This window comes from Pseudomonas sp. LBUM1674 (genome assembly GCF_059695635.1).
Genome location: NZ_CP166779.1, coordinates 3,531,765 through 3,549,263, shown reverse-complemented (window position 1 = coordinate 3,549,263; position 17,499 = coordinate 3,531,765). Strand labels below are relative to the sequence as shown.

Annotated in this window: 16 protein-coding genes; 14 read left to right on the top strand and 2 right to left on the bottom strand. The window is 62.4% G+C overall.

Annotated features, from left to right (window positions below):
- Window positions 1–2: 2 nt before the first annotated feature.
- Both ACA067_RS16345 and ACA067_RS16340 read left to right on the top strand, forming a co-directional pair.
- Window positions 3–1,265 (top strand): sensor histidine kinase, encoded by a 1,263-nt coding sequence (locus tag ACA067_RS16345; RefSeq protein WP_497457541.1) that lies wholly within the window; start codon window positions 3–5, stop codon window positions 1,263–1,265.
- Entirely contained in the window at window positions 1,262–1,930 is a 669-nt protein-coding gene (locus ACA067_RS16340) for a response regulator (protein WP_497457540.1), read from the top strand. The genes ACA067_RS16345 and ACA067_RS16340 overlap by 4 nt, the downstream gene beginning before the upstream one ends.
- 83 nt (window positions 1,931–2,013) lie before the next feature.
- On the opposite strand, the gene ACA067_RS16335 is transcribed toward ACA067_RS16340, so the two are convergent.
- On the bottom strand, window positions 2,014–2,667 hold the full coding sequence (locus ACA067_RS16335) for a pentapeptide repeat-containing protein (protein ID WP_497457539.1): 654 nt from the start codon (window positions 2,665–2,667) through the stop codon (window positions 2,014–2,016).
- A gap of 221 nt (window positions 2,668–2,888) precedes the next feature.
- Window positions 2,889–4,781 (bottom strand): quinoprotein ethanol dehydrogenase, encoded by a 1,893-nt coding sequence (gene exaA, locus ACA067_RS16330; protein WP_497457538.1) that lies wholly within the window; start codon window positions 4,779–4,781, stop codon window positions 2,889–2,891.
- 254 nt (window positions 4,782–5,035) lie between these two features.
- On the opposite strand from exaA, the gene pedF reads away from it, so the two are divergent.
- The 12 genes from pedF (at window position 5,036) to ACA067_RS16270 (ending at window position 17,483) form a co-directional block, all read left to right on the top strand.
- Entirely contained in the window at window positions 5,036–5,497 is a 462-nt protein-coding gene (gene pedF / locus ACA067_RS16325; protein WP_497457537.1) for a cytochrome c-550 PedF, read from the top strand.
- A 3-nt stretch (window positions 5,498–5,500) separates the two neighbouring features.
- Window positions 5,501–6,379, top strand: a complete 879-nt coding sequence (locus ACA067_RS16320) for a substrate-binding periplasmic protein (protein ID WP_497457536.1) — start codon at window positions 5,501–5,503, stop codon at window positions 6,377–6,379.
- Window positions 6,376–7,137, top strand: a complete 762-nt coding sequence (locus ACA067_RS16315; protein ID WP_497433902.1) for a quinoprotein dehydrogenase-associated SoxYZ-like carrier — start codon at window positions 6,376–6,378, stop codon at window positions 7,135–7,137. The genes ACA067_RS16320 and ACA067_RS16315 overlap by 4 nt, the downstream gene beginning before the upstream one ends.
- A gap of 16 nt (window positions 7,138–7,153) precedes the next feature.
- Window positions 7,154–8,092: a quinoprotein relay system zinc metallohydrolase 1 gene (locus ACA067_RS16310; protein ID WP_497462701.1), complete on the top strand. Its 939-nt coding sequence runs from the start codon at window positions 7,154–7,156 to the stop codon at window positions 8,090–8,092.
- A 284-nt stretch (window positions 8,093–8,376) separates the two neighbouring features.
- Complete coding sequence (locus tag ACA067_RS16305; RefSeq protein ID WP_497462700.1) at window positions 8,377–10,152, top strand: PQQ-dependent methanol/ethanol family dehydrogenase; 1,776 nt, start codon at window positions 8,377–8,379, stop codon at window positions 10,150–10,152.
- A 261-nt stretch (window positions 10,153–10,413) separates the two neighbouring features.
- A complete protein-coding gene (gene exaC / locus ACA067_RS16300) occupies window positions 10,414–11,934 on the top strand; it encodes an acetaldehyde dehydrogenase ExaC (RefSeq protein ID WP_497462699.1) in 1,521 nt (506 codons plus the stop codon).
- 256 nt (window positions 11,935–12,190) lie between these two features.
- Window positions 12,191–12,262, top strand: a complete 72-nt coding sequence (pqqA, locus tag ACA067_RS16295; RefSeq protein WP_003253598.1) for a pyrroloquinoline quinone precursor peptide PqqA — start codon at window positions 12,191–12,193, stop codon at window positions 12,260–12,262.
- Window positions 12,263–12,323: 61 nt separating this feature from the next.
- Complete coding sequence (gene pqqC, locus ACA067_RS16290) at window positions 12,324–13,076, top strand: pyrroloquinoline-quinone synthase PqqC (RefSeq protein ID WP_497462698.1); 753 nt, start codon at window positions 12,324–12,326, stop codon at window positions 13,074–13,076.
- On the top strand, window positions 13,073–13,345 hold the full coding sequence (gene pqqD / locus ACA067_RS16285) for a pyrroloquinoline quinone biosynthesis peptide chaperone PqqD (protein ID WP_497462697.1): 273 nt from the start codon (window positions 13,073–13,075) through the stop codon (window positions 13,343–13,345). Before pqqC ends, pqqD begins: the two co-directional genes overlap by 4 nt.
- Window positions 13,323–14,465 (top strand): pyrroloquinoline quinone biosynthesis protein PqqE, encoded by a 1,143-nt coding sequence (gene pqqE, locus ACA067_RS16280; RefSeq protein ID WP_497462696.1) that lies wholly within the window; start codon window positions 13,323–13,325, stop codon window positions 14,463–14,465. The genes pqqD and pqqE overlap by 23 nt, the downstream gene beginning before the upstream one ends.
- Window positions 14,466–14,608: 143 nt before the next feature.
- Window positions 14,609–15,772: an alcohol dehydrogenase-like regulatory protein ErcA gene (gene ercA, locus ACA067_RS16275; protein ID WP_497462695.1), complete on the top strand. Its 1,164-nt coding sequence runs from the start codon at window positions 14,609–14,611 to the stop codon at window positions 15,770–15,772.
- Window positions 15,756–17,483 carry a hybrid sensor histidine kinase/response regulator gene (locus ACA067_RS16270; RefSeq protein ID WP_497462694.1) on the top strand — a complete coding sequence of 576 codons (1,728 nt, stop codon included), beginning with the start codon at window positions 15,756–15,758 and terminating at the stop codon, window positions 17,481–17,483. The genes ercA and ACA067_RS16270 overlap by 17 nt, the downstream gene beginning before the upstream one ends.
- The last annotated feature ends 16 nt before the right edge of the window (window positions 17,484–17,499 follow it).

The following is a 17,499-nucleotide window of genomic DNA, read 5'->3' as shown; positions in this document are numbered from 1 at the left end:
GCGTGTCGGCCCTGTGGCGGATCAACCTTTGGGTCTGCGGCTTTTTCGCCCTGGTGGCCCTGGCGTGCATGGGCTTGCTGGTGCATCAGGCGGTGGAGGATGTGGAGCGTGAGTTGCAATCCGCCGAGGCGGTGGTCGAATACCTGAGTGAAACCGCCGAGCGTGATCCCGCCAGCCTGCAACCGAAGCTGACCAGCAGCTTGCGTCATGTGCGGGTGCGTTGGCTGGAGCCGGGCGAGGCGGCACGTCTGCAGGTGAAGGACGGGCTTGATGCCTGGCTCGGGCGCCTGCTGTTCGCCGAAGCCCGGCACAGCGCGCGAGTACTGGATTTGCGCGATGGCCGGCGCGTACAGATCGCGGTCGATCCGCGGGATGAAATCGATGAAATCCGGGACTCGCTCCAGCAGTTGCTGAGCCTCTGTGGCCTGGCGCTGGTGCTGAGCCTGTTGACCATCCGCTGGGCCGTGCGCCGGGGCATGGGCCTGCTCGACGAACTGCTGCGCGCCTTGCAGCAGGTCTGCGCCGGCCAACTCCAGGTGCGCCTGCGGGCTGCAGGGTTGCCGGAGGCACGGCAACTGGCGACGCATTTCAACCGCATGACCGTGGCGCTGGAGCAGGCTCACGCGGATAACACCCGATTGACACAGACCTTGCTGGCGGTGCAGGAGCAGGAACGCACCCATCTGGCGCAGACCCTGCACGATGACCTCGGACAGTACCTGGCCGGCATCCGCGCCCAGGCCTGCCTGCTGCGGCTGGTGGCGAATCAACCGGTGGTGGTGGAACGTACGGTGCGCGAGCTGGAACACAACTGCGAGCACTTGCAACAGGGCTTTCGGGCGCTGGTGCACGACCTCTACCCGGTGATGTTGCAACACCTGCCGCTGGCCGAAGCCTTTGGGTTGCTGGTGGAGCAATGGCAGGGTCGGCAGGGGATCGATTGCCAGTTACGGGTCAGCGCGCAGTTGCCGCCGCTGTCCGCGCCGGACAAGACCCATCTCTACCGCCTGTTGCAGGAAGCGTTGACCAATGTCGCCCGGCATGCCGGCGCCAGCGAAGTGCGGGTGCGCCTGCAACATCGCGGCGGCCATTTGCGTTTGCTGATTCGCGACAACGGTCGCGGTGCAGCACAGCCACAGCGCCCGGGTGTCGGTTTGTACTCGATGTTCGAACGTGCCCGCAGCCTGGGCGGCGAACTGCGCATCATCAGCCACCCCGGTGCCGGTTGGGCGCTGGCCTTGAGCATGCCTTTGGAGGCGTCATGAATATTCTGCTGGTCGATGACCATGCGGTGGTCCGTCAGGGCTACGCCAGTCTGTTGCGCGCGCTATTGCCGGCGATGGAGGTCCGTGAAGCCGCTACGAGCGAAGAAGCCTTGACCAGGGTGCAGGAAGCCGTGCCGAACCTGGTGATCATGGATTTTGGCTTGCCGGGGATCAGCGGCCTGGAGACCACCCGACGCCTGCGTCAGCGCCTGCCGCAATTGCGCGTGCTGTTTTTCAGCATGCACGATGAGTTGCCGCTGGTGCGCCAGGCGCTGGATGCGGGGGCTTCGGGTTACCTGACCAAGAGTTCGGCGCCGGAGGTGTTGATCGAGGCCGTGCGGCGGATCCTTGCGGGGCATGCCTACATCGAACAGCCGCTGGCCACTCAACTGGCGTGTCATGCGCAACAGGACGCCAGTGATCCGCGCTTGCAGAGCATGACCCAACGCGAACTGGAGATCTTCGTGATGCTCGCCAAAGGCACCCCGGCCCGGTTGATCGCCGAGCAACTGAGCATCAGCAGCAAGACGGTTTCAAACCACCTGACCTTGCTCAAGAGCAAGTTGCAGGTGACGTCCCATGCCGAATTGGTGCATTTGGGGATCGATATGGGGGTGGTGCGGGTGTGTAGGAGCGAGCTTGCTCGCGATGGTCGACAACGATAACGCGGGTAACCTGACACCCAGCTGCGTTCTCAGGTTCATCGCGAGCAAGCTCGCTCCTACAGTGGTTGTATTTTGCCCTGACCTCACTTGTTCCACGTCTTCGGACACCCCTTGCACCCCTCCATATTCGCATCCTGAAAATTCGCATAATGCTGGCGCGAACCGCTGAGGTTCGCCTGTTCCAGATTACTTTCCCCGAACTTCGCTTCCTGCAGGTTTGCATCACCGAGGTTGGCACCCTTGAGGTCGGCCTTGCTCAGCCAGGTCATTTCCAGATCGGCGGCCTGCAGGTTGGCATTGTGCAGCCGGGCCCCGGAGAGGCGGGCGAATTGCAGGTTTGCGCCGCCGAGGTTGGCGTCCTGGAATTGCGCTCCCTGGGCAAACATCCCCCAACCCTGGATCGCCATCAGCGTCGCACCACTGAAATCAGCCAGGCGCAGGTTGCTTTGTTGCAGGCTGGCGCGGGTCAGGTTGGCGCCCTGCTGCTGGGCCTTTTCCAGGTTGGCGAGGTCAAGACGGGCGTGACGCAGGTCGGCACCGCGCAAGTCGGCGCCGCTCAGGTTCATGTTGCGCAGGTCCTGATTGCTCAGGTTCGCCCCTTTGAGATCGGTGCCGGGGCATTGGCTGTGATCGGCGATGGTGCAGCCGTTGATTATCAGCGGGGTGTCTTCGGCGTCGTCGGCGGCGGCGGAAACCGCAACGGCAGTGAGCAATAGCCCTAAAGGCAGATATTTCATGACAGGTCCTCGGAATGGGCAGGGCAGCTGGATACACACAAAACCTGTGACCAATACAGTTCCAGTGGCGAGGGAGCTTGTCGGAACGCCGCATCGTCCCGCTCGGCTGCGCAGCAGTCGCGAACCCAGGCAACCCGGTAATGCTGAAAATGGAGGGGCCGCTTCGCGGCCCGGCGGGAGCAAGCTCCCTCGCCACAGGGAAGCCCTCTCGCTGCAGAAAGCTACTTCTTCGCCACCTGGCTATCCCAACTCGGAATCTTGAACACCCAGAACGACCCGCCCTGAGCCACCGGCTTGGTCAGCTCGGCCATGTCGCCGCCCCACAACGGCACCGCGCCGCCATAACCGACGGTCACGCCGATGTACTGCTCGCCATCCTGTTCCCAGGTGATCGGCGGCGAGACGATGCCGCTGCCGGTCTGGAACTTCCACAGCTCGGCGCCGGTTTTCGCGTCGAAGGCCTTGAGGAACCCATCGCCGGTGCCGGTGAACACCAGGTTGCCCTTGGTCGCCAACACACCGGCCCACAGTGGCAGCGCCTCCTTGTGCTCCCAGACCACCTTGCCCGTGGTCGGGTTCATCGCGCGCAGGCTGCCGACGTGATCGTCGTACATGCGCTTGATGCGGAAACCCATGCCCAGATAAGCCGAGCCTTTCTTGTAGTTGACCTCCTCGGTCCAGTACTCCTCCTTCCACTGGTTGCCCGGAATGTAGAACAGCCCGGTGTCCTGGCTGTACGCCATCGGGTTCCAGTTCTTGCCACCGAGGAACGGCGGCGAGACTTCCACGGATTTGCCCTTGGTCTCGCCCGGCAGTGGCTTGGCCGGCCGCTGGCCCGGATTCTCCACCGGCTTGCCGGTCTTGAGGTCGATGTGGCTGGCCCAGGTGATGTTGTCGACGAAGGGGAAGGCGTTCTGCAGTTTGCCGTTGTTGCGATCGACCACGTAGAAGAAGCCGTTGCGGTCCGCGTGGCCGGTGGCCTTGACCGTCTTGCCGTCCTTGTCCTTGTAGTCGAACAGCACCAGCTCGTTGTTGCCGGAAAAATCCCAGGCATCGTTCGGCGTGTGCTGGTAGAACCATTTCACCTCGCCGGTGCTCGGGTCGACACCGACCTGGCCCGAGGTATAGAGGCTGTCGTAGTCATGCGGGTTGCCGTCCTTGGCGGTGCGCGCCCAGGTGTTCCACGGGCCGGGGTTGCCGGCGCCGACGATGATGGTGTTGCTTTCCGGATCGAAACTGGCGCTCTGCCAAGGGGCACCGCCACCGTGGCTCCAGGCTTCGACCTTGCCGGTTTCGGTGGTCGGATCATCCGGCCAGGACGGCGCCTTGACGTCACCGGTGGTGGTGCTGTCCTTGCCGTTCAAGCGGCCCATGTGCCCCTCGACGAAGGGCCGCATCCAGACTTCTTCGCCAGTGTCCGGATCCCGGGCGAACAGCTGCCCGACCACGCCGAACTCATCGCCGGAGCTGCCATGGATCAGCAGCACCTTGCCGCTGGTCTTGTCCTTGATCAGCACCGGCGCGCCGGTCATGGTGTAGCCGGCGGCATGGTCGCCGAACTTCTTGTTCCACACCACTTTGCCGGTGTTCTTGTCCAGGGCGACCAGCCGCGCGTCGAGGGTGCCGAAGTAGATCTTGTCGCCGTAGATCGCCGCCCCGCGATTGACCACGTCGCAGCACGGACGGATGTTGTCCGGCAGGCGATGGTTGTAGGTCCACAGGCGTTTGCCGGTCTTGGCGTCCAGGGCAAATACCCGGGAATAGGAACCGGTGACGTACACCACGCCATCGCTGACGATGGCCTGGGATTCCTGGCCACGCTGCTTCTCATCGCCGAATGAGTAGGACCAGGCCGGGGTCAGCTTGAACACGTTCTTGTCGTTGACCTGGGCCAGGGGGCTCCAGCGCTGGGCGTTGGTGCCCATGCCGTATTGCAGCACGTCCCTGGTGGTCAGGTGATCGTTGGCAATGTCCTCCCAGCTGACGTTGCGGGTCGGGTTGGCAGGGGCGGTTGCGGCATGGCTGGCAGCGCTCAGGGACAAACTGCCCACCAGCAAAAAGGCCTGTACGGCAAGCGTCAGCGGGGAAAGGGCGGGTAGCGATCTTATTGTCATGGTTGCAGTTCCCAGTGGAGGTTTTGGCCTGCACAGGTTGCTGCGCCCGGTGGGATGCCGGATACGGAAAAAGTCCCGCTGTTGCCGGGAAAAGTTCCCATGGCGCACCTGATTTGGGTGTGCGCCACAAGCCCTACTACCAAGGTACCGGGTGGCGGACACCAAAGCAGCATGGGGCTTGCGCGAAGCCCTTCTTAAGATGGGTGCCATAGCCTCTTCAAGGAGGTTTTGCGTGCAATCTCGAGGGCATAACAATGACAACAAAACGCAACGCCTTGCTCGTTGCCGGACTGCTGGCCGGCTTTATCAGTGCAGGTTCAGTCTGGGCTCACGGCGACGTCGTACCCCAGGCCGTCGCCACCCAGGGCCTGACCCCGATCAAGGACGCCGGCGTGCAGGTCGATGCCGATGGCTGGGCGGCGGTGAACCCCTATCGCACCTCCCCGGAACACGACAAGGCCGTGGAAATCGGCTCATCGGCCTATAACCAGAACTGCGCGGCCTGCCATGGCCTGGAAGCCAAGTCCGGCGGCATCGCCCCCGACCTGCGCATGCTCGATGCCGGCGATGCCGGTGATGAATGGTTCGTCGAACGGGTCCGCCACGGTGCGGTGCGCGATGGCCGGGTGTACATGCCGAAGATGGCCGACTACCTGAGCCAGGAAGCCTTGTGGGCGGTGCGCACCTATCTGGACAGCGTTCACGTCGAGGAGTAATTCATGCGCCTGCTCGCTGTGTTGATCAGCGCTGTGTTGCTGTGCTGCCAGGCGGCGCAGGCGCAGGTCCGTACCTATGACGAAATGATCGCCGCTGGGGAGCTGAAGGTGGCGGTCTACAAGGACTTCGCCCCCTACAGTTTTGAAGACGCCGGCCAGCCGCGCGGGGTCGATGTCGAACTCGCCCAGGCCTTGGCCAGGGCGCTGGGCGTGCGTTTGACGCTGATCTGGGCACCGGCCGGCGAGAAGCTCGACGACGACCTGCGCGATTACATCTGGCGCGCCAGCCAGTTGCACGACCTGCAACTGGCCGACCTGATGATGCGCGTGCCCTACGACCAGGACTACGCCCGTAAACGCAATGAACTGGGCGAGCTGGAAAACGGCCATGTGGTGATGTTCGGACCGTACCAGAGCGAACAATGGCAAGTCGCCTTCGACCGCCGCCGGCTGGAGAAGGTGGGCAGCGTCGCGGTGTTCGAGCATCACCCGATCGGCGTCGAGGTCGACAGTGTGCCGTCGTTCTACCTGACCTCGGTGTTCAACGGCATGCTCGTCGGCAAGGCTCACCATTATCCCGGCGTGGCTCAGGCGTTTGCGGCGATGAAGGCCGGTGAAGTCGATGCCGTCATGGCGATGCGTGGCGAGATCGACTGGCAGGTGCACCAGGCGGCGGACCCGCAACTGGCGCTGGCGCAAAACGCTTACCCGAACATGGGCAAGCAGCTGTGGGAAATCGGCATGGCGGTGCACGAAAGCAATCGTCAATTGGCTTATGCCGTGGAGGAGGGGCTGGAAGCGTTGATTCGCGAGGGTTCGGTGAAAGCCATCTATGCCCGCTACGGCCTGCGCTACGACGTGCCCGAGATGTATCAACAGTGAACTGGCGAGCGAGTTGGCTGTTGGCCTGCTGGTTGCCCCTGGCAGCCCATGGGGTGGACATCGAACCGGGCAAGGACCCGGTGCCCTCGGTGATGTGGGCCTTTTATCACAAGCAAATGCTCGGCGATGCGCCGTTCGTGTTCGATGAGCGGGTCAAGCTGCTCGCGCCGCCGTTCGCCGAAGACGCCCGGCAAGTACCGCTGGAAATCGATGCCCGGGCGTTCAAGGGCGAGGTGGTGAAAATCCTCGCCTGGGCCGAACTCAATCCGTTGCCGAAAATCGTCGATTTCCAACCGCTGGACCGGGTGCTGCCGTGGCTGTCGATCCGTATCCGTATCGAACAGGCGACGCCGCTGCGCGCGGCGGTGCTGACCCGCGACGGGCTGTGGCATGTCGGCTCGACGCTGATCGATGCGGCGGGTGGCGGTTGCACGGCGCCGAGCGTGGTGCGCACGCAAGCGGGCTGGGAGGACCACCTCGGCGAAGTGCTCGGCGGTCGTTATCCCCGTGGCCAATCCAGTCGTCTGCGCCTGCAGGTGGCGCACCCGATGGACAACGGCATGGTCAGCGGCATCCCGGAGTTCTTCATCAACCAGGCTGAACTGCGCGACCAGCACGATCAGTTGCTGGCCCGTCTTGAACTGTTCCCCGCCGTCAGCGAAAACCCCAGCCTGGCGTTCGATATCGAAGGGGCAGGGCAGACCCGCCTGTTGTTGCGTGATAACAGCGGCAATCAATTCGATGCGGCCATACCCTGACCCCAAGGAGCGCGTGATGCGCTGGATGTTGCTGTTGTTCATGAGCCTGAGCCTGCCGGCCCTGGCCGAGCTCGACTATGCACTCAAGCCCCGGCAGATCGCCGAAGGCACCTGGCTGCTCGAAGGCAGCACCGACAATTTCGCCAAGGCCAACGGCGGCAACATCGTCAACACCGCGTTCATCGTCACCGAGCGCGGCGTGGTGGTGATCGATACCGGGCCGTCCCGGCGCTACGGTGAAGCGATGCGCAAGGCGATTGCCGCGACCACCGATAAACCGGTGATCCAGGTGTTGCTGACCCATCATCATCCTGATCATGTGCTGGGTAACCAGGCCTTCAGCGACGTACCGATCGGGGCGTTGGCCGGCACCACCGACCTGCTGCGGCAGCAGGGCGATGCCATGGCCGAGAACCTGTATCGGCTGGTGGGTGACTGGATGCGCGGCACCGAAGTGCGGTTGCCGACGCAGACGCTGACGCCTGGCGTACACAGTTTTGGGAATCACGATCTGCACCTGCTGAGCCTGGGTGGGCACACAGGTGCGGATCTGGCTATTCTCGACCGGAAAACCGGCGTGCTGTTTGCCGGGGATCTGGTGTTTTACCAACGGGCACTGACCACGCCCAACAGTCCGGGGCTGGCGGTGTGGCTGGCGGACATCGCCACGCTGCAAGGGTTGCCGTGGAGTTTGATCGTGCCGGGGCATGGGCCGGTGGCCAGCGATCAACAGCCCTTCGAGCAAATGCGTGACTACCTGACCTGGCTCGACGAGCTCATGCGCGACGGCGCCGCCAATGGCAGCGACATGGCCGAGATGATCCGCAGCCCCATTCCCGAGCGTTTCGCCGGAATCACACTGAGCCGTTACGAACTGATCCGCAGCGTCAGCCATCTGTATCCGCGTTACGAGCGCTCACAGATGACGCGGGTGGATTCCACCGCAAACAAATGAACAACACACATCAACTGTAGGAGCGAGCTTGCTCGCGAAGGACGTTAACGATGACGGGGACTGCCTGGATGAACGCGGCGCTCTCACGTTTTTCGCGAGCAAGCTCGCTCCTACAGTTGGCCGGTGTTGATCGCAAAATCCGGTGTTCATCCCCTCCGACCCGCTACTAAGGAACTAGCAATCTCAACACTGCGGGCAATTGTTGCCAGGGCGGCGGCGGCCAAGAATCTGCACCAGACCGGGAAAATTTCCCGGGTATAACAAAAACCGCAGAGGTAGCCGTCATGACCCAACCCGCACGTCGCCAACCCTTCGTCCTGAGCGTGCTGCTCAGTGCCATGCTGTTGTCCGGCACGGCATTGGCCGCCGTCACCGACCAGGACATCCTCCAGGACCCCAAGAACCCGGAGCAGATCGTCACCAACGGTCTGGGCGTTCAGGGTCAGCGCTACAGTCCGCTCGATACCCTCAACGTCGACAACGTGAAGGACTTGCGGCCGGTCTGGGCGTTCTCCTTCGGCGGTGAAAAACAACGCGGTCAACAAGCACAGCCGATGATCAAGGACGGCGTGATGTACCTGACCGGTTCCTACTCGCGGGTGTTCGCGGTGGATGCACGCACCGGCAAGAAACTCTGGCAATACGATGCGCGCCTGCCCGACGACATCCGCCCGTGCTGCGACGTGATCAATCGCGGTGTTGCACTGTACGGGGACCTGGTGTTCTTCGGCACGCTCGACGCCAAGCTCGTGGCCCTGAACAAGGACACCGGCAAAGTCGTATGGAGCAAGAAGGTCGCTGATCACAAGGAAGGCTACTCGATCAGCGCCGCACCGTTGGTGATCAACGGCAAACTGATTACCGGCGTGGCCGGGGGTGAGTTCGGGGTGGTTGGCAAAATCGAAGCCTACGACCCGAAAAACGGTAACTTGTTGTGGACCCGTCCAACCGTTGAAGGCCACATGGGCTTCGTCTACAAGGACGGCAAAGCGGTAGAGAACGGCATCTCCGGCGGTGAAGCCGGCAAGACCTGGCCCGGCGATCTCTGGAAAACCGGCGGTGCCGCCCCTTGGCTAGGCGGTTACTACGACCCGGAAACCAATCTGCTGCTGTTTGGCACCGGCAACCCGGCGCCGTGGAACTCGCACCTGCGTCCTGGCGACAACCTCTATTCGTCTTCGCGCCTGGCGCTCAATCCGGACGACGGCACCATCAAATGGCACTTCCAGAGCACGCCTCACGACGGCTGGGACTATGACGGCGTAAACGAGCTGGTCTCGTTCAACTACACCGAAGGCGGCAAAGAGATCAAAGCCGCCGCGACCGCTGACCGTAACGGCTTTTTCTACGTGCTGGACCGCACCAACGGCAAGTTCATTCGCGGCTTCCCGTTCGTGGACAAAATCACCTGGGCCACCGGCCTGGATAAAGAGGGCCGGCCGATCTACAACGACGCCAGCCGCCCAGGCGCGCCAGGCACCGAAGCCAAAGGCAGTTCGGTATTCGTAGCACCGGCATTCCTCGGCGCGAAAAACTGGATGCCGATGGCTTACAACAAGGACACCGGGCTGTTCTACGTGCCGTCCAACGAGTGGGGCATGGACATCTGGAACGAAGGCATCGCCTACAAGAAAGGCGCGGCGTTCCTCGGTGCCGGTTTCACCATCAAGCCATTGAATGAAGACTACATCGGCGTGCTGCGGGCCATCGACCCGAAAACCGGCAAGGAAGTCTGGCGCCACAAGAACTACGCGCCGTTGTGGGGCGGAGTGCTGACCACCAAGGGCAACCTGGTGTTCACCGGTACGCCGGAAGGTTTCCTGCAAGCGTTCAATGCCAAGACCGGTGAGAAAGTCTGGGAATTCCAGACCGGCTCCGGCGTACTCGGCTCGCCCGTGACCTGGGAAATGGACGGTGAACAATACGTCTCGGTGCTCTCGGGCTGGGGCGGTGCGGTACCGCTGTGGGGGGGCGAAGTGGCCAAGCGCATCAAGGACTTCAACCAGGGCGGGATGCTCTGGACGTTCAAGTTGCCGAAAGACCTCGTGGCCAAGCACTGATCGCTGCCTTGATCGTTCCCACGCTCCGCGTGGGAATGCCTCATCGGACGCTCCGCGTTCGGCTCTTGGGACGCAGAGCGTCCCTGGCTGCATTCCCACGCAGAGCGTGGGAACGATCATCAACAGGTAGATGTGCGCAAACCTACGACCAAATAACGAGAATCCCCCTGCCAACGGCGCATTCGTCTGGCGCACGGGGCTCTCTATTATCGATGCATCGCCTGTTTGCCCGACAGGCACCGACCCAGACAGAGGCCCACCATGATCTACGCACAACCCGGAACACCAGGCGCCGTCGTGACGTTCAAGGCGCGCTACGGCAACTTCATCGGCGGCGAATTCGTCGCGCCGGTCAACGGTGAGTACTTCACCAACACCTCACCGGTCACTGGGGAAGTGATCGCCGAATTCCCGCGCTCCAGCGCCGCCGACATCGAAAAAGCCCTGGATGCCGCGCATGCCGCTGCTGACGCCTGGGGCAAGACTTCGGCGCAGGACCGCTCTTTGGTGCTGCTGAAAATCGCCGATCGCATTGAGCAAAACCTGGAAATCCTCGCCGTCACCGAAACCTGGGACAACGGCAAAGCCGTACGCGAAACCCTGAATGCCGACGTGCCACTGGCCGCCGACCATTTCCGTTACTTCGCGGGTTGCATCCGCGCTCAAGAGGGCGGTGCCGCCGAGATCAACGAACTGACCACGGCTTATCACTTCCACGAGCCGCTGGGCGTGGTTGGACAGATTATTCCGTGGAACTTCCCGCTGCTGATGGCCGCCTGGAAACTCGCCCCGGCCCTGGCCGCCGGTAACTGCGTGGTACTCAAACCCGCCGAGCAGACCCCGCTGTCGATCATGGTCTTCGCCGAGCTGATCGCCGACTTGCTGCCGGCCGGCGTGCTGAACATCGTGCAAGGTTTCGGTCGCGAAGCCGGTGAAGCCCTGGCCACCAGCAAGCGCATCGCCAAGATCGCCTTCACCGGTTCCACCCCGATCGGCGCGCACATCATGAAGTGCGCCGCCGAGAACATCATTCCGTCCACCGTGGAGCTGGGCGGCAAGTCGCCAAACATCTTCTTCGAAGACATCATGAACGCCGAACCGCAGTTCATCGAGAAGGCTGCCGAAGGCCTGGTGCTGGCGTTCTTCAACCAGGGCGAAGTCTGCACCTGTCCGTCGCGAGCGCTGGTGCAGGAGTCGATCTACGACGACTTCATGAAAGTGGTGATGAAGAAGATCGTCAAGATCAAGCGCGGCAATCCCCTGGACACCGAAACCATGGTCGGCGCCCAGGCGTCCGAGCAGCAATACGACAAGATCCTCTCGTACCTGAAAATCGCCCAGGAGGAGGGTGCCGAACTGCTCACCGGCGGCGCGGCCGAGCGTCTTGAGGGTGACTTGTCGACGGGTTATTACATCCAGCCGACCCTGCTCAAGGGCCACAACAAAATGCGCGTGTTCCAGGAAGAAATCTTCGGCCCGGTGGTGGGTATCACCACCTTCAAGGACGAAGCCGAAGCCCTGGCCATTGCCAACGACAGCGAGTTCGGCCTGGGCGCCGGCCTGTGGACCCGCGACATCAACCGCGCCTACCGCATGGGCCGGGCGATCAAGGCCGGGCGAGTGTGGACCAACTGCTACCACCTGTACCCGGCGCATGCCGCGTTCGGTGGCTACAAGAAATCCGGTGTCGGTCGTGAGAATCACAAGATGATGCTCGACCATTATCAGCAGACCAAAAACCTGCTGGTGAGCTACGACATCAATCCGATGGGGTTCTTCTAACCCCGCAAGAACACCACAAAAACCTGTGGGAGCGGGCTTGCCCGCGATAGCGGAGTGTCAGTCAACGAATGTGTTGAATGTGACGCCGCCATCGCGGGCAAGCCCGCTCCCACAGGGTTTGTGTATTTCCAATGTCCGCGTTACACCCCCTACCAACGCACGCCGCCACCTCCTTCGAAAGTAGCATTCGATCGCCTCGCACCCCGTGCATTAATGGCTTTACCGGAATCGTCCGGCACAAGAAGAGGATTGACCCATGTGGACTAAACCCGCGTTTACCGATCTGCGCATTGGCTTCGAAGTGACGATGTATTTCGCCAACCGTTGATTGCCCGCCCGGCCAGCCGTGGCGTTGGCCGGGCCTGTTGCTGGAGCAGCGGAGAACCGCAATGACCGACACCGCGATGACCCCCACCGAATTCGAACAGGCCCTGCGCGCCAAAGGCGCCTTTTACCACATCCACCACCCATTCCACCAAGCCATGTACGCCGGCCGCGCCAGCCGCGAGCAGATCCAGGGCTGGGTCGCCAATCGTTTCTATTACCAGGTGAACATCCCACTCAAGGATGCAGCGATCCTCGCCAACTGCCCCGACCGCGAGGTACGCCGGGAATGGCTGCAACGGATTCTCGACCATGACGGCGTGCCCGGCAGCGAAGGCGGCATCGAAGCCTGGCTACGACTGGGCGAAGCCGTGGGCCTCGATCGCGAACAAATCCTCTCGCAAGAGCGGGTGCTGCCGGGCGTGCGCTTCGCTGTGGACGCCTACGTCAATTTCGCCCGCCGCGCCTGCTGGCAGGAAGCGGCCAGCAGCTCCCTGACCGAGCTGTTCGCGCCACAGATCCACCAATCCCGGCTCGACGCCTGGCCGACCCATTACCCGTGGATCGACGGCGCCGGCTACGACTACTTTCGCACTCGCCTGAGCCAGGCGCGGCGCGATGTCGAGCATGGTTTGCGTATCACCCTGGCGCACTACGTGACCTTCGAGGCCCAGCAACGCATGCTGGAGATTCTGCAGTTCAAGCTCGACGTGCTGTGGAGCATGCTTGATGCCATGAGCATGGCCTATGAGCTGGAGCGCCCGCCGTTTCACACGGTGACGACCGAGAAGGTCTGGCACCGGGGGATTACCCTGTGAGCCTGATCAAACGCGAGCAGGCACCGTCCCTGCGCCAGGGTTTTCGCCTGCAATGGGAGCCGCGTCAGGACTGCCACGTGTTGCTGTACCCCGAAGGCATGATCAAGCTCAACGTCAGCGCTGGGCAGATCCTCGATCTGCTGGACGGTCGGCGCAGCGTGGCGGCGATCATTGATCTGCTGTCCGCGAGTTTCCCTGGCGTACCGGGGATTGACGAGGACGTGCTGGCGTTCCTGGAGGTGGCCCATGCGCAATTCTGGATCGAATGATTCGCCTCCGGGACCGCCGCTGTGGTTGCTGGCGGAGCTGACCTATCGTTGCCCCCTGCAATGCCCGTATTGCTCCAACCCGCTGGACTTTGCCAAATCAGGTGAGGAGCTGAGCACGGAAGAATGGATTCGCGTGTTTCGCGAGGCGAGGGACATGGGCGCGGCGCAACTGGGGTTTTCCGGTGGCGAGCCGTTGGTTCGCCAGGACCTGGTCGAGCTGATCAAGGCCGCCCGGGACATGGGTTACTACACCAACCTCATTACCTCGGGCATCGGCCTGACCGAACAGAAGGTGCGCGACTTCAAGGTCGCCGGGCTGGACCATATCCAGATCAGCTTCCAGGCCGCCGACGAAGCGGTGAACAACATGCTCGCCGGCTCGCGCAAGGCTTTCGCCCAGAAACTGGCGATGGCCCGGGCGGTGAAAGCCCAGGGGTATCCGATGGTGCTGAACTTCGTCACCCATCGGCACAACATCGACGAGATCGCGAAGATCATCGACTTGTGCCTGGAACTGGAGGCGGATTTCGTCGAGTTGGCCACCTGCCAGTTCTACGGTTGGGCCGAGCTCAACCGCGTCGGCCTGCTGCCGACCCGCGAACAACTGCAGCGTGCCGAGCGCATCACTAACGAGTACCGCGAGCGTCTGGAGGCCCAGGGCCATCCGTGCAAGCTGATTTTCGTCACCCCGGACTACTACGAAGAACGCCCCAAGACGTGTATGAACGGCTGGGCCAACCTGTTTCTCGACATCACTCCGGACGGCACCGCGCTGCCTTGCCACAGCGCGCGACAGTTGCCGGTGCAGTTTCCCAACGTGCGCGAGCACAGTATCGAGCACATCTGGACCGACTCCTTCGGCTTCAACCGTTTTCGCGGTGATGGCTGGATGAAGGAACCGTGCCGCTCCTGCGATGAAAAGCACAAGGACCTGGGCGGTTGCCGCTGCCAGGCGTTCATGCTCACCGGCGATGCGGAAAATGCCGACCCGGTGTGCAGCAAGTCGCCCCATCATGGGGTGATCCTCAAGGCCCGGGAGGAGGCTGATGCGCCGGGGTTGGGCATGGAACACCTGACGTTGCGCAATGAAAAGGCTTCGCGGCTGATCTTTCGCGGATAAATCGAATAGGTACATCCAACACAGGGTTTTGCGTTAGATATAAGATTTGGGTAGCCGCGGCCTACCCATTGGTCTGATTGCATTCACCACCGGATGCGTTAGTGTGGCTTTACCTTCCAAAACAATAAAAAACAGGCTTTCCAATGAGCCAGAGTCTCAGCCAGCTGCGTAAATTCGTTTCGCCTGAAATCATCTTTGGTGCCGGTTGCCGGCACAACGTCGGCAACTACGCCAAGACCTTCGGTGCCCGCAAGGTGCTGGTGGTCAGCGACCCCGGGGTGATTGCCGCCGGATGGGTGGCGGATGTCGAGGCCAGCCTGCAAGCCCAGGGCATCGATTACTTCCTGTACAGCGACGTATCGCCCAACCCGCGGGTCGAAGAAGTCATGCTCGGTGCCGAGCTGTACCGGGAAAACCACTGTGATGTGATAGTCGCTGTCGGTGGCGGCAGTCCGATGGATTGCGGCAAAGGCATCGGCATCGTCGTCGCCCACGGGCGCAGCATCCTCGAGTTCGAGGGCGTGGACACCATCCGCGTGCCCAGCCCGCCGCTGATCCTGATTCCAACCACCGCCGGCACTTCGGCGGACGTCTCGCAATTCGTGATCATTTCCAATCAGCAAGAACGGATGAAATTCTCCATCGTCAGCAAGGCCGTGGTGCCGGACGTGTCGCTGATCGACCCGGAAACCACCCTGAGCATGGACCCGTTCCTGTCGGCCTGTACCGGCATCGACGCCCTGGTCCATGCCATCGAAGCCTTTGTCTCGACCGGTCACGGACCCTTGACCGATCCCCATGCACTGGAAGCCATGCGCCTGATCAACGGCAACCTGGTGCAGATGATCGCCAACCCGAACGACATCGCGCTGCGCGAGAAGATCATGCTCGGCAGCATGCAGGCCGGGCTGGCGTTCTCCAACGCGATCCTCGGTGCGGTGCACGCGATGTCCCACAGCCTCGGTGGCTTTCTCGACCTGCCCCACGGCCTGTGCAACGCGGTATTGGTGGAACACGTGGTGGCCTTCAACTACAACTCGGCGCCTGACCGCTTCAAGGTGATCGCCGAGACCTTCGGCATTGATTGCCGGGGCCTCAATCACCGGCAGATCTGCGGGCGGCTGGTGGCGCACCTGATCGCCCTCAAGCATGCGATCGGCTTCCATGAAACCCTCGGCCTGCACGGGGTCAGCACGGCGGACATTCCGTTCCTCTCGCAGCACGCCATGCACGACCCGTGCATCCTCACCAACCCGCGCGAGTCCAGTCAGCGTGATGTCGAGGTCGTCTATGGCGAAGCCCTCTGACGAGCAACAACGGGCGCTGGCCGGACTACTGGGACTAGGCAGCCATTCGGCGCGCAAGAGTCACTACCCGGAACTGGCCGCGCGCCTTGATGAGCTGGAGGCCGAGCGTAATCGCTACAAGTGGCTGTTCGAAAACGCGGTGCACGGGATCTTCCAGGCCAGCCTGCTCGAAGGCATGCGCGCCGCCAACCCGGCGTTGGCGCGGATGTTGGGCTATCAGGATCCGCAGGAGGTGTTGTTCTCGCTGGCGGACCTGGCCAGCAACCTGTTTGTCGGCGGGGCGCGGGAGCTGGAAAACATCGGCGAAATCCTCAGGCACCAAGGCAGCCTGCATGGCTACGAAACCCAATTGCGGCGCAAGGACGGCAGCAGTCTGGACGTACTGATGAACCTGCTGCTCAAACCCGATCAGGAAGGGCTGGTCGAAGGTTTTGTCGCTGATATCACTGAACGCAAACTCGCCCAGCAGCGTCTGCAACAGCTCAACGACCAACTGGAACAGCGGGTCACGGCGCGCACTGACGAATTGCTCGAAGCCAACCGCAACCTGCAGCAGCAAATCACCCAGCGTAAACAGATCGCCGAAGCCTTGCGCGATGCCCGGGACGCTGCCGAGGCCGCCAATCGCAGCAAGGATAAATACCTCGCCGCCGCCAGCCATGACCTGCTGCAACCGCTCAACGCCGCGCGTTTGCTGATCTCGACCTTGCGCGAGCGCAAATTGCCCGAGGTCGAACAGGTGTTGGTGGAACGTACGCACCAGGCCCTGGAAGGGGCCGAAGATTTGCTCACCGATTTGCTGGATATTTCCCGGCTTGATCAGGCCGCGGTCAAACCGGACGTTGCGCTGTACCGCCTTGATGAATTGCTCGGACCGCTGGTGTCTGAATTCCGCTCGGTGGCCGAAGCCGCCGGATTGAACCTGCGCGTGCACATGGGCGACTATGCCATCAATACCGACTTGCGGCTGATGACGCGGATCCTGCGCAACTTTCTCAGCAACGCCTGCCGTTACACCGACGCGGGCAGCATCCTGCTGGGCGCCCGGCGGCGCGGTCCAATGCTGCGCCTGGAAGTCTGGGACACCGGACGCGGGATTGCCGCGGACCGGCTGGATTCGATCTTCCTCGAATTCAACCAACTGGACGTCGGCCGCGCCGCCGATCGCAAGGGCGTAGGCCTGGGGCTGGCGATTGTCGAGCGCATCGCGAAAATTCTCGACTACAGGATTCAGGTGCATTCGCGGCCGGGGCGCGGTTCGATGTTCAGCATCGACGTGCCGATTTCCCACGAGGTCCCGTTGCCGATCAGTCAGGCCGTGCCTCTGCCGGGCACGGGCAACCCGTTGCCGGGGCGGCGTTTGCTGGTGCTGGACAATGAAGTGAGCATCCTCGAAAGCATGAGCGCGTTGCTGGGGCAGTGGGGTTGCGAAGTGGTGATCGCCACCGATGAAGCCTGCGCGCTGACGGCTTTGCAGGGGCAGGCGCCGGAACTGATCCTGGCCGACTATCACCTCGATCACGGGGTGGTGGGCTGTGAGGTGGTCCGGCATTTGCGCGAGCATTTCGCCCAGATGATTCCAGCCGTCATCATCACCGCGGACCGCACCGACCAGTGTCGCAGCGCGTTGCAAAAGCTCGAGGCACCGCTGCTGAACAAACCGGTGAAACCCGGCAAGTTGCGCGCAGTGCTGAGTCAGATGCTGGGCTAGCCGAGTTCGGGGGCGA